The following is a 13,179-nucleotide window of genomic DNA, read 5'->3' as shown; positions in this document are numbered from 1 at the left end:
TGTCCGGCGACAACGCCAAAGGTTGTAGCTAGCGTTAGTTTATTTTCTGCAATGTTCCACGCACATGTTTACTGGCGCGGCGCGCTAGCCCTGCCAGTATGCAACCGACCAGCATCACGATAGCCAGTGAGAGTTTTGGCTCAATGGGTAATGCCATGGCCAGTAAACCTAATCCGGCGCCCCCCGCCATTTGCACAAAACCCACTAAGGCTGAGGCAACGCCAGCTTCATTGGCGTAAGGCTCCAGTGCATAACTGGTTGCTGGCCCCATCATAAAGGCTAAACCGGCACAGGCGCTGGCGACCGGTAACATATACACCAGCCAGTGGTTCTGTGTGGCCGCCGAGAGTTGGGTCAGACCGAAGAGTAACCCCAGGCAACCTAGCGCCATCAATAAACTGCCGGTCATCAGACACGTCGGACGGCCCACTTTCTGGATAACCCGGCTGGCAAAAAAGCTGACGGCCATAATCCAAAAACCATTGGCACCAAATACCAGCGAGAATTGCAGTGGGCTGAGCCCTGCGCCAACCATCAACACGTTGGGAGCCAGAGAGACATAGGTCAATGCCATGCCCATTGCACCGGCGTTAACCAGTGAGAAAATCAGGAAGCGATCATCACGTAAAATGCGCAGATAGTTCTTTATCGGCAAACTTTTTACTGGTTGAGTATCCGCCGGACGAGTTTCGGGCAGGAAAACAATGATCAGAATTAATACTAACAAGCCGTAAAGCGCCAGGAACCAGAAGGGCGCGCGCCAGCCAAAGGCTTCGGCCAACAGGCCGCCTAACAGCGGGGCTAAGGCCGGAACAATATTTAATGTCCCATTGAGGAATCCAAAGGCGCGCGCGGCTTCATTGCCATTAAGACGATCACGCACACCACTGAAGGCCACCACCGCCGTGCAGCAAACCGCCACACCTTGTAGCAGGCGCGAGCCGACAAACATCATCGGGCTAACCGCCAGCGCGGCCATAGCGGCACCCAGCATATAAAGAATAATACCGATGATAGCGATGGGCTTGCGACCATATTTATCAACCAAGGGACCGGCAATGAGTTGACCCAGCCCCAGCACCAGAATAAACAGGGCAATGGTGGACTGGATCAGTGATTCACTACTGTTCAACCCTTTGGCGATGGCCGGAATCGTGGGTAGATAGAGGTCGATGCCCAATGGGCCGAGTAGAATTAGGCTTAATAATAGAAACAGAAATTTTTGCATGGCAACAAGACGACATCCAGATTACACAGGTGGCAAGGATAAATAATCTGCCGACTAATGAGAAGGTTGAGCACAGCCAAAACCAATGATAGTGACGGTGTCACTTATTAGTGTTTGGAATCGGCTAGTAGGGTACTACAACTCATCAGATATCTCTTGTTATTCACTTACTATTTCTTATTATTTATTAACAATCACTTATCATTCATTAACGGAGTGGTTTCTAATTAAGTGGTAAGGCGATGTTCTAGCCATTTCTCCAGTTTGATGGCCGGCAGGGCCTCAGAGAACAGGAACCCTTGACCAATCTGATAGCCTTGGCGGCTCAATAAAGTGCGCTGAGCTTCATTTTCTACCCCCTCAACAATGACTGAAAGTTGTAAGCTTTCGCCAATGCGTATCACCGCTTCGCTCAGAGTACGGCTAGTTTCATCATGCTCGAGGTCGTGGACAAAACTCTTATCCAGCTTGATCTCATCGAGATCCAGACGACGGAGATAGCTCAGGCTAGAGTAACCGGTGCCAAAATCATCCATTGATAATCTGACGCCCAGACGATGAATTTTTTCGATAGTGCTGAAAATCGCCTGGTTATTTTCAATCAGTATATCTTCAGTAATTTCTAACGTCAGATCCTGTGGCGGTAAATGATAATGCTGCAAAATATGCAAAATCATGTCTGGCAAACCGGGGTTGTGGAAGTTGGTCGGGGACAGATTCACCGATACTGAGGGGACATCAATCCCGCGTAAACGCCAGTCGGCCAACTGCTCGCAGGCGGTTTCAATAGCCCAAAGAGCCAGTTCGTTAATCAGGCCGCTCTCTTCGGCAATAGGAATAAAACGCTGTGGCGGGATATTTCCCAGTATGGGATGAACCCAGCGGCTCAGGGCTTCGACCCCATACAGATGCCCATCTTTCAGCATCACTTGCGGCTGATAAAATAACTCAAGAGAACCGATATGGAAGGCATGACGCAGGGCATCTTCCATATCCTGGCGTTGTTGATTGAGATTATTCATTTCCACACTGAAGAAATTGAAATGTCCGCGTCCCATGTTTTTGGCTTTATGCATCGCAATATCAGCATGGTTCATCAGCGTATCCATTTCCTCACCATTTTCTGGATATAAACTGATGCCAATACTGGCGGAAGGAATAATATTGACGTTGGCTATCATGCAGGGCTGAGATAGCAAACTGAGCATCTTCTCAACCTTCACGGTGGCTTGCTGCATGGTGCAGGGGGATAAAATAATAATAAATTCGTCGCCAGACAGGCGGCCAATAATGTCACTTTTGGGCAGCTCGTTGCGCAGCCGTTGGGCGATAGAAGCCAGAAGTTCATCGCCAGCCGCATGGCCAAGGGAGTCATTAACTTGCTTGAAGCGATCTAAGTTAATGACTAACACGGCCAGTGAGTGGCCAACTTCAGCGGCTAACGCAATGGTTTGTTTCGCGTAAATCAAAAACTGGCTGCGATTAGGTAAACCGGTCAGAGAATCATAAAACGCCAAATGTTGAATTTGTTTGCGTGATACTTCCCGCTCCATCGCTAGAGAACACAAGTTGGCAATTAACTTGACTAACTGGCGATGAAATTCGCTTGGGCCGCGCGCCTGCTTGTAATAGAAAGCAAAAGTCCCGAGGATTTCCCCTTGGCTGGACAGAATTGGCGTCGACCAGCATGCCAGTAAGCCATGAGGCAGAATTAAGTGGCGATAGTCCGCCCACAGTGGGTCAGTAGCAATATCTTGCACTTCGACAGATTCTTTACGAAAAGCGGCGGTGCCACAGGAGCCAGCGTATGGCCCGATGGGCACATTGGTGAGTGCGGCGGTATAACTCAGTGGCAAACTCGGCGCGGCGAGATGGCTCAGGTGCTCAGGCCCATTAGCCAGTAATATACTGGCAGTGACCTCTGGAGCAATGCGCTCGACTTCATGGCACAGCAAAGACATCACTTCTTCAAGCGGGTGTTCCTTAACCAGCGCCTCTAGCACCTTATATTGCAACACTTCATACATTTTGGTCAGCGTAATATCGGTTAATACCCCGATGCTATAACTCTGTTCACCCAGTTGATTAACTAGCGAGTTAATGACTGCGGAACACCAATGGGGTTGCCTATCTTTGCTGTAGAAAAGTTCTTTAGGCAGCAGTTGCTGACGTGCATCAGTGGATGAAGAATCTATCAATGCCAATTGTTCAGGATGGGCGCTTTGGAGCAAATCCACCATATTTTGCCCTAAGGCCTGCTCAGGGGTATAGCCAAATAACTTTGTGAACCCCTGATTGATATAAACGGCTTGTTGCCCATGCTCACTATTGGCCGCAATAAACATCGCACTGTCGCTGCGGTCGGTTAATTGAGTCAGCAGTTGTACCCACTCTTGGGTGGCTTTTTGCTGCTCAATTAAAAAAGTAATGTCTTTAGCAATTTTCACCATGCGGGTCAGTGAGCCATCGGGGGCGGGGACCGGTTGATAAATTGCGGCCAACCATACTGTAGAGCCATCTTTATGTAACCGCTCAAAAGTCCCTTCCAGCGATTCCCCGGCGTGCAAACGCCTTTTAAGTGTTTGATACTCTTCACTAGTGTTATAGCCTGGAGGGCAAAACATCAGGTGATGTTGACCAATGACTTCATCACGCTGATAACCAAAATAATCAAGATAGTTTTGGTTAACCGCGATAATACGGCTAGAGAGATCAAACTCAATAATGGCTAATGAGCGATCCAAGGCGCTTAATAACGCACTATTTTCGTCGTATTCAGACTGCGTGACATCTTGCGATGTGGCTGTGTTTTTGGGCTTCATGGTGAATTCCTATGCGAAAGAAGCGCTGGAAGTCATATTAGCTAAATCAAATTATGGTTATCTCCACTGAAATATCACTATTTATGAATAAATAAAATAGGATAAATGACAAATATTCAGGCGCGAATTAATAATAAGAATGTTAAATAAACACTGCCGTCTTATTTATCTCAGCATTATTTTTATATATCTCGTATATCAGTAAGTTTAGTTGATAACCGGAGAGGAAAAAGAGGAATTTATGGCGTGCATTACATAGCGAGTGGTCTGTTGCTAGCGGCGTGTTTTCTGAGAGCAAGACAAATGCCATTACCTGACAACATTGTTATCAGGTAATGGCGGGTAGATCAGTTGTTAGGGTTGGGCATCCATCGAACCAAAACGACCACTGTTAAAATCAGCAATAGCTTCAGCAATTTGCTCCTGCGTGTTCATCACAAATGGCCCATAACCAATAATAGGCTCATCAATAGGTTCGCCGCTAAGTAATAACAGCACGGCGTCATTATTGGCCTCGATAGTCACATGGCTGCCTGCAGAATCCAGCAAGACCATTTCTGCATCGCGGGCAATGGCATCGCCATTAACCTGCACCGTGCCCCGCAATACAATCAGTGCGGTGTTCCAACCGTCCGGCAGTAGGAACTCGGTGCTTTTACCCTGATTCAGCCGGATATCCCACACATTCAATGGTGAGAATGTATGGGCTGGGCCATTTTCCCCCGCATAGTCACCGGCGATCACCCGCAGGCTGCCGGCGTCTTCTGGCAATGCAACCTGAGGAATCATTTCACTGCGAATCGCTTGATAACCGGGCGCTGCCATTTTGTCTTTTGCGGGCAGATTGACCCACAATTGCACCATTTCAAAGGCCCCACCACGCTGTGCGAACGCATCTGAATGAAACTCTTCATGCAGTATACCGCCGCCTGCCGTCATCCATTGCACATCACCGGGGCCAATAACGCCACCTTTGCCGGTAGAGTCACGATGTTCAACTTCACCGTGGTAAACAATCGTGACGGTTTCAAAGCCACGATGTGGATGCTGCCCGACGCCACGGCGATGCTGGGTTGCGGTAAAATCCATCGGCCCGGCATAGTCCAGCAGCAAGAAAGGACTCAGTTGCTTGCCATGGCTCTGATATGAAAACAGTGAACGCACCGGGAAGCCATCACCCACCCAATGTTGGCGTGGGGCGCGATAAATACCCTGAACTTTTTTCATCACTTTCTCCTTACAACATCATTAATAAGGTATAGCAGCCCTGTTGCTTTATGCCTCTGGCCACACGTTGGAGAAAGTATATATTCGGGATAATCTAAGCAGTAGATAGCAAAACTGAGTATCAGTGTTCTATTATTAGAACAATAATCAGATTAGCGGCCAATAGTCGAGAGGCGGTTTATGCAGGATCTTAATGATCTCTATTATTATGCAGAGGTGGTGGAGCATGGCGGATTTAGTGCAGCAGCCAGAGTATTGGGCCTGCCAAAATCAAAGCTGAGCCGGCGGTTGGCCTTGCTAGAGGAGCGGTTGGGTGTCCGATTAATTCAGCGCTCAACTCGGCGCTTCGCCGTGACCGATGTTGGCCGCACCTATTACGAACACTGCAAAGCGATGTTGGAAGAGGCCAGAGCCGCGCAAGAATCCATTGATTTAACCCGGGCAGAACCCCGTGGTGTGGTGCGTATGACTTGCCCAGTGGCATTGTTACAGGCGACGGTGAGTACCATGCTGGCAGATTTTATGGCCACTTGCCCTTTGGTGACTCTTCATCTCGAATCAACTAACCGACAAGTGGACCCAGTAGCGGAAGCGATTGATATTGCTATTCGTGTTCGGCCACCACCATTGCAAGACAGTGATTTGGTCTTGAAGGTATTGGGTAATCGCTGTCAGTGTCTGGTTGCCAGCCCTGAATTACTCGTGCGTCAAGGGGAGGTCAGGGTACCGGCTGACTTGACGGGGTGGCCAAGCCTTGGGCTAGGGCAGCCGCAGCAAGATTTTATCTGGCACTTAGATGGGCCGCAGGGGGCACATGCTGCAATTTATCATCAGCCGCGATTGGTGACGGCAGACATGACGACATTGCGAAGTGCAGCACTCAGTGGTGTCGGAGCGGTACAACTCCCGGTGATGATGGTGACCGAACAATTGACGACAGGTGCGCTTATTCGCCTGCTACCTGATTGGTCCCTGCGCCATGAAATCATCCATGCGGTGTTCCCATCACGGCGAGGGTTACTCCCCTCAGTGCGCAGTGTGCTTGATTATCTGGAATTGCGTTTTAGCCAACTGGATGATCGATAAGACGGTATCAGCAGGTGCCCACTATTGTTGAGATGGCGAAGTTGTTGGGCGAACTAAGGTTGGATGCTCAAATGTTAGAATGTGTTCATCCAGCGTGACAGTAAAACCTGATTTTAGTTGGTCGTAGAGTAAATTGACCTTAGCGGCGTCACGTAGAGTGTAGCTGATCACCGTATGCTCGGTCATTTTTAGGCAGTCGTATTCTACCGTATAGATATCGCTATTGAAGGAAAACTCTGTTGTAGTTTTCTGGAGATTACAGGATTCATGACCTAATAATGAAATTACCATATTTGCCCAATTTGTCGTGGGGCCAGCAATGCTGATATGTACCGGTTCTTTATCCGCTGTTTGGGTCGTTCCATATAAAATTCCCCCCTGAGTATGCCAAACATTATATTCATAGGGGCTATACGCCGCCGGAGAGACAGGAATGAATGACAGAAATAGCGTCAGTAAAAGTAAGAGGCGCACAGTTTTCTCGGCAATTCATAAGAAATAAGAATGTTCTTATACTAGATGATTTACTGACTGGGATAAACCAATGATTTTAGGCGATCTTTTTAAATTGTTAAGTTGATGTGAACGTCACAAAGTATAAAAATAATTATATATATTAATAGTTTCCCTTCAGATAATTATTGATTTTTGCATTTATTCCGATACAGATGATATGTATTCTGATTTTAATTGGTTAATTATGCTGGCGGCAGTATACAAACTGATATTTACGCTATTAAATACCCAGCAACGTGGTGATTTATAAATACTGCTTATCATTTATGTTAATACTCATTCTCATTAATGCTGACTTTCATTAATGCTTGTGGCGATGGTGTGAATCCGGAAAATGCGGATGAGAGTGCTCTAGCGGCTGGTGTTGATGGCGGTGTTTGTGTGGCACACCCGCACTAATAGGGAAGTCATGTGAATGCTGGTGATGTTCATCATGCAGATGTTCGTGCTCATGTACCACATCATCATGGTGATGTGGGTGCTCATGTTGCTCAGTCAGATGCAACCAAATCCCTATTGCCATCAGCAGGCCAGCGACGATTAATGGCATTGTGACCGCATCACCCATTGCTACCGCCAATATCGCCCCTAAAAATGGCGCAATAGAGAAATAAGCGCCGGTACGCGCGGTGCCAAGATGACGTAAACCAATGACAAACAGCGCCAGACTGACGCCATAAGCAAAAAATCCGACCAGTAAAGCGCCGGCCAAATTTGTGAGTGGCGGTAAGGTGGCACCGAGAGCAAAAGCCAGACTGAGGTTGACGATACCGGCCACCAGGCCTTTAACTGATGCAATCCAGGTAGCGTCAGTCAGAGAGACTTTGCGGGTCAGATTGTTATCAATCCCCCAGGCGAAGCAGGCCCCGAGAATGGCTAACGTTGGCCATAAACCGGCAAAGCGTGCTTCTCCCGGCCAACTTAAAATCGCGGCACCGGCAACAATAACTATCATGCCCAAGGCAATGCGGCGGTCAAAGTTCTCTTTGAAAGCAAACCAGGCGAGCAGGGCAGTAAATACCCCCTCAGCATTGAGTAGCAGTGAAGCCCCTGAGGCGGGCATTCCGGTCAGACCGACCATTAATAATACCGGGGCAATAATCCCACCCGAGGTAATCGCGCCAATAAACCACAGGAGTTCATTGCGGGGCAGGCGGACAGCCGCTGGGCGAGTGATTAACCGATAGAGCGCCAGACCTGCGCCAGAACCTAGATAAAGCAAGCCCGCCAGTAGCCACGGGCTGACAGTATTGAGCAATTGTTTCGCCAACGGAGTACCGGCGCCAAACAGTATTGCGGCAGCTAATGCAGCTAACACGCCGGGTTGGCGTAATCCATCATGCCATTTCATTGCGTCACTCTGAGAATAACCAGGGAGTGGTCATTCTAACCCATGAACATGAAAAAGCCGGAAAGCTATTTCTGTAACAGAAAGAGTTAACCGGCTGGGTATTTATCGCCGAATTTAATTATCCACGGTTTGCCGATGGAACAGCTCACGGAATACCGGGTAAATATCTTCGGGTTCACGAATATGCTGCATGGCAAAGTTTTCATATTTTGCCTGCAAGTCTTCATATTCCCGCCATAACGTTTGATGAGCACGGCGCGTTATTTCGATATAGCTGTAGTAGCGCACTACGGGCAGAATCTTTTTCGCCAGTAATTCATGACACAGTGGCGAGTCGTCGGCCCAGTTATCACCATCAGAGGCTTGGGCAGCGTAGATATTCCACTGTGCCGGGTCATAGCGCTCCTGTACTACTTCATCCATCAATTTTAGGGCGCTTGAGACAATGGTACCGCCGGTTTCTTGCGAATAGAAAAACTCCTGTTCATCCACTTCTTTCGCTTGGGTATGGTGGCGGATATACACCACATCGACGTTTTTATAAGTGCGACTCAGGAAGAGATACAGCAGGATATAAAACCGTTTCGCCATATCTTTGGTCGCCTGATCCATTGAGCCGGACACATCCATCAGGCAGAACATTACCGCCTGACTGGACGGCTCAGGACGACGTTCATAATTTTTATAACGTAAATCGAAGGTATCAATAAAAGGTACCCGGGCGATTTTCTGTTTTAACTCGGCAATCGCTTTGCGGACACGCTCTTCTTCCAGCAATTGTGCGGGCTCCGAGTTTTCCAATACAGTGAGAGTCTCTTCCAACTCACGCAATTCGCGACGTTTACTGGCCGTCATCGCGGTGCGACGCGCCAGTGAGTTTTGCAGTGAACGCACCACGCTGATATTGGCTGGCACGCCATTGGAGGTATAACCCGCGCGATGAGTTTTAAACTCAGTCAGTTGTTTATATTGATTTTTTTTCAGATTCGGCAGCGCAAGATCTTCAAACAGTAAATCGAGATATTCGTCTTTGGAAATCTGAAAGACAAATTCATCCTCGCCTTCACCATCCTGACCGGCATTACCCTGACCACTACCACTACCACTACCGCTTCCGCCACCGCCCCCTTGAGGGCGCTCCACCCGGTCATTGGTCACAAAGTGATCATTACCGGGGTGTACACGATGACGTAATCCACCGCGCCCTTGATGGAACATCGGCTCATTTATATCGTCGATAGGTATAGAGACTGATTCGCCACTTTCAATATCAGTTACCGACCGTTTATTGATGGCATCGGAAATAGATTGTTTAATTTGCGACTTATAGCGGCGCAAAAAGCGCTGGCGATTGACCATGCTTTTATTTTTGCCGTTGAGTCGTCGGTCAATAAAGTAGCCCATAGCTCCCCCAGCCCCTGCATCTTTCACGTCGTTGCTGTGTTGGCCGCCTTCACTTACCCTAGTCACTTAGCGGACTAAGCTCCCAGGGCTTCGCTCAGTTGCCGCCTTGCTACAACGCGAAAGTTATTGGGGCGAGCCCCTGCATCTCTCACGTTGTTGCTGTGTTGGCCGCCTTTACTCACCCTCGTTACTTAGCGGACTACGCTCCCAGGGCTTCGCTCAGTTGTTGCCTTGCTACAACGCGAAAGTTATTGAGGTGAACCCCTGCATCTCTCACGTTGTTGCTGTGTTGGCTGCCTTATTCGCCCCGGGAACCTAGCGGACTACGCTCCCGGGGCTCATCAGGTTATGATGATTTTCTTACCCGCAGATACCATTCACACAGCAAACGAACTTGCTTGCGGGTATAACCTTTCTCCATCATTCGGTCGACAAAGTCATCATGTTTTTTCTGCTCATCCGTTGAGGTCTTGGCGTTAAAGGAGATTACCGGCAATAACTCTTCAGTGTTGGAGAACATTTTCTTCTCGATAACCGTGCGCAGCTTCTCATAACTGGTCCAGTTTGGATTACGGCCACTGTTATTCGCTCTGGCGCGCAACACAAAATTGACGATTTCATTACGGAAGTCTTTCGGGTTGCTGATACCCGCTGGTTTTTCAATTTTCTCCAGTTCAGCATTCAGTGATTCGCGGTCAAACAGTTGCCCGGTATCTGGGTCACGGTACTCTTGATCCTGAATCCAGAAATCGGCGTAGATAACATAGCGGTCGAAAATATTCTGACCATACTCAGAGTAAGACTCCAGATAGGCCGTCTGGATCTCTTTGCCGATAAACTCAGCATATTTCGGGATCAGATAGCCTTTAAGATGTTCGAGGTATTTTTCCGCAACATCTTGCTGGAATTGCTCACGTTCAATCTGCTGCTCCAATACATAGAACAGATGCACTGGGTTAGCGGCGACCTCAGCGTGGTCAAAGTTAAACACCCGCGACAGGATTTTAAAGGCAAAACGGGTAGAAAGGCCGTTCATCCCTTCATCAACCCCGGCATAGTCCCGATATTCCTGATAAGACTTGGCTTTCGGGTCAGTATCTTTCAGGCTTTCACCGTCATATACCCGCATTTTGGAGTAAATACTGGAGTTTTCCGGTTCTTTCATGCGCGAAAGAATCGAGAAGCGAGCCAGTGTTTCCAAGGTGCCCGGGGCGCAAGGTGCATGAGTCAACTCACTGTGATTCAACAACTTGTCGTAGATTTTTATCTCTTCCGATACCCGCAGGCAATAAGGCACTTTGACGATATACACACGGTCAAGGAATGCCTCATTATTCTTGTTATTGCGGAATGTGACCCATTCAGATTCGTTAGAGTGCGCGAGGATAATGCCGCTAAATGGCAGGGCAGATATCCCCTCAGTACCGTTATAGTTCCCTTCCTGTGTTGCCGTCAGCAGAGGGTGCAGCACCTTAATTGGCGCTTTGAACATCTCGACGAATTCCATTATCCCTTGGTTTGCCCGGCACAATGCCCCGGAATAACCATAGGCATCGGGATCGTTCTGGGCGTGATTCTCCAGTTTACGGATATCAACTTTACCGACCAGTGCTGAGATATCCTGGTTGTTTTCATCGCCTGGTTCAGTCTTCGCTATCGCTACTTGCTCAAGGATAGACGGCCAGACTTTAATGACCTTGAATTTGGTAATATCACCGCCAAATTCATGCAGGCGTTTAGCCGCCCACGGCGACATGATAGTGCCAAGATAACGGCTAGGAATATTGTATTCTTTGGCCAAAATCGCCGCATCTTCCTGCGGGTTGAATAAGCACAAAGGATGGTCATTGACTGGGCTGCGCTCGCCATTGGCACTGAGAATATAGATTGGCACGCGCTGCATCAGGGCTTTCAAACGTTCGGCCAGAGATGATTTACCCCCACCGACTGGACCCAATAAATACAGAATCTGTTTCTTCTCTTCCAGTCCTTGTGCCGCATGTTTGAGATAGGAAACGATCTGCTCTATGGCTTCTTCCATACCATAGAATTCTTCAAACGCAGGGTAACGGGCGATAACTCGGTTCGAGAACAGCCGAGACATGCGGGACTCAAGCGCGGTATCGACCATGACTGGTTCACCAATAGCCATCAGCAGACGCTCAGCCGCATTGGCATACGCACTGCGATCTTGCTGGCAGATAGTGAGGAACTCCTGCAGTGTGAACTCTTCGTCCTTGGCAGCTTCATAGCGCTGGCGATAGTGATCAAATATGTTCATAGCGATGCCCGTCCTGTTTGAATGGTTGGGAACATAAAATAATAGTAGCGCTTTATTGGGTTAAAATTTTGAAACTACTACCTTATTGTTATGGTCGCGTCTCCTCTAAAGGTCAAGTTCACCTTAATCACAGACTTGCCACTGCTAGTACAATAAATAACCACCATTTGGTAATTAAATCTATTTTTTATTTCATTCTCAGTGTTTTATATATGATCAATCAGGATTATCCATTTGAATATATTGTTATTTTATTGTAATCAAATCTACGTAAATTTTTAGGTTGTCAGTTTGTGGTTTATCGGCGATAAGTTGTACAGAAACTATTGATATCAGACTGGCATGTGTAAAGATTTCGCCACGGACAAGCAATTGATTTACACTACGTTAACTCATGATTTTGTTACCAATGGGATTTAATCCGTGAAAAAACATTACATAAAAACGAAGCAAGTAAAAACGCTGGCAGCATTGGCTGTTGCTACCGCTGTTTGTATGCCAACAGCGATGGCAGGAACTTGGTCTCTGGGGGCCTCCGCTTTAGTCAGTCCAGACCCTTACCGCGGTAAGAATGACCGTGTCTATCCTGTGCCTATCGTTTCTTATGAAAGTGATAATTTCTACTTCCGAACTTTGGCGGCCGGTTATTACCTGTGGAAAGATGATACTAATCGCTTGTCTATTGATGCTTACTATTTGCCGCTGCACTTTACGCCGGGCGACAGTGATGACCAGCAGATGAAGCAGTTGGATAAACGCCGCAGTACCATGATGGCAGGAATGTCATATTCTCATATTGAGGATTGGGGGACGTTGCGTGCCATGTTCTCTGGCGATGTGCTGGATAACAGCGGCGGCTTTATCGGCGATCTGGCCTATCTCTATCGCTTTAGTGTAGATAGCTGGACACTGACACCGGGTGTGGGTGTCAGCTGGAATAGTGATGATCAGAATGATTACTACTATGGTGTCAGCCGCAGTGAATCGGCGCGTAGTGGTTTAGCAGAATACAGCCCAAATGACAGTTGGGCACCGTATCTGGAGCTGTCGGTTAACTACAACATTAATCCAAACTGGAATGCTTTCTTTACCGGCCGTTATATTCGTTTGGCGAATGAAGTAAAAAACAGCCCAATGGTAGATGCATCTTACAGCGGCTTATTGTGGACCGGTGTGACTTATACTTTCCGCTAATTTAGCGCAGAGAAAATAGATACCATAAAAAATGGGGCATAAAGCCCCATTGTTGTATCTGACGCTTTAT

At 47.9% G+C, this 13,179-nt stretch carries 9 protein-coding genes; 2 read left to right on the top strand and 7 right to left on the bottom strand.

Annotated features, from left to right (window positions below; genetic code table 11):
* Positions 1-34: 34 nt before the first annotated feature.
* The 3 genes from N0H69_RS14995 to N0H69_RS14985 form a co-directional block, all read right to left on the bottom strand.
* A complete protein-coding gene (locus N0H69_RS14995; protein ID WP_050151735.1) occupies positions 35-1,228 on the bottom strand; it encodes a multidrug effflux MFS transporter in 1,194 nt (397 codons plus the stop codon).
* Between the two features lie 227 nt (positions 1,229-1,455).
* Positions 1,456-4,050 (bottom strand): bifunctional diguanylate cyclase/phosphodiesterase, encoded by a 2,595-nt coding sequence (locus N0H69_RS14990; RefSeq protein WP_050151736.1) that lies wholly within the window; start codon positions 4,048-4,050, stop codon positions 1,456-1,458.
* 354 nt (positions 4,051-4,404) lie between these two features.
* The gene (locus tag N0H69_RS14985; protein WP_050122163.1) at positions 4,405-5,277 is read right to left on the bottom strand and encodes a pirin family protein; all 873 of its coding nucleotides are present in this window, start codon (positions 5,275-5,277) and stop codon (positions 4,405-4,407) included.
* Positions 5,278-5,457: 180 nt separating this feature from the next.
* Here N0H69_RS14985 and N0H69_RS14980 point away from each other — a divergent pair, with 180 nt between their 5' ends.
* Positions 5,458-6,363 carry a LysR family transcriptional regulator gene (locus tag N0H69_RS14980; protein ID WP_050146470.1) on the top strand — a complete coding sequence of 302 codons (906 nt, stop codon included), beginning with the start codon at positions 5,458-5,460 and terminating at the stop codon, positions 6,361-6,363.
* A 21-nt stretch (positions 6,364-6,384) separates the two neighbouring features.
* On the opposite strand, the gene N0H69_RS14975 is transcribed toward N0H69_RS14980, so the two are convergent.
* The 4 genes from N0H69_RS14975 to yeaG form a co-directional block, all read right to left on the bottom strand.
* Entirely contained in the window at positions 6,385-6,837 is a 453-nt protein-coding gene (locus tag N0H69_RS14975; protein ID WP_235895196.1) for a hypothetical protein, read from the bottom strand.
* Between the two features lie 343 nt (positions 6,838-7,180).
* A complete protein-coding gene (locus tag N0H69_RS14970) occupies positions 7,181-8,230 on the bottom strand; it encodes a DMT family transporter (RefSeq protein ID WP_050122168.1) in 1,050 nt (349 codons plus the stop codon).
* A gap of 114 nt (positions 8,231-8,344) precedes the next feature.
* Entirely contained in the window at positions 8,345-9,634 is a 1,290-nt protein-coding gene (locus tag N0H69_RS14965; RefSeq protein WP_259705584.1) for a YeaH/YhbH family protein, read from the bottom strand.
* 346 nt (positions 9,635-9,980) lie between these two features.
* Positions 9,981-11,915 carry a protein kinase YeaG gene (gene yeaG, locus N0H69_RS14960; protein ID WP_050107219.1) on the bottom strand — a complete coding sequence of 645 codons (1,935 nt, stop codon included), beginning with the start codon at positions 11,913-11,915 and terminating at the stop codon, positions 9,981-9,983.
* Between the two features lie 423 nt (positions 11,916-12,338).
* On the opposite strand from yeaG, the gene N0H69_RS14955 reads away from it, so the two are divergent.
* The gene (locus N0H69_RS14955) at positions 12,339-13,109 is read left to right on the top strand and encodes a MipA/OmpV family protein (protein WP_050107218.1); all 771 of its coding nucleotides are present in this window, start codon (positions 12,339-12,341) and stop codon (positions 13,107-13,109) included.
* The last annotated feature ends 70 nt before the right edge of the window (positions 13,110-13,179 follow it).

The organism is Yersinia alsatica (genome assembly GCF_025133195.1).
In the GTDB taxonomy this organism is placed as follows: domain Bacteria; phylum Pseudomonadota; class Gammaproteobacteria; order Enterobacterales; family Enterobacteriaceae; genus Yersinia; species Yersinia alsatica.
The sequence above is the reverse complement of the archived record's forward strand: the minus strand, read 5'-3'. Positions and strand labels throughout refer to the sequence as shown.

Bases quoted from the DNA above. Each gene is read 5' to 3' on its own strand.
- N0H69_RS14995 (WP_050151735.1), bottom strand. From the start codon at position 1,228: ATGCAAAAATTTCTGTTTCTATTATTAAGCCTAATTCTACTCGGCCCA.
- N0H69_RS14990 (WP_050151736.1), bottom strand. From the start codon at position 4,050: ATGAAGCCCAAAAACACAGCCACATCGCAAGATGTCACGCAGTCTGAA.
- N0H69_RS14985 (WP_050122163.1), bottom strand. From the start codon at position 5,277: ATGAAAAAAGTTCAGGGTATTTATCGCGCCCCACGCCAACATTGGGTG.
- N0H69_RS14980 (WP_050146470.1), top strand. From the start codon at position 5,458: ATGCAGGATCTTAATGATCTCTATTATTATGCAGAGGTGGTGGAGCAT.
- N0H69_RS14970 (WP_050122168.1), bottom strand. From the start codon at position 8,230: ATGAAATGGCATGATGGATTACGCCAACCCGGCGTGTTAGCTGCATTA.
- N0H69_RS14965 (WP_259705584.1), bottom strand. From the start codon at position 9,634: ATGGGCTACTTTATTGACCGACGACTCAACGGCAAAAATAAAAGCATG.
- yeaG (WP_050107219.1), bottom strand. From the start codon at position 11,915: ATGAACATATTTGATCACTATCGCCAGCGCTATGAAGCTGCCAAGGAC.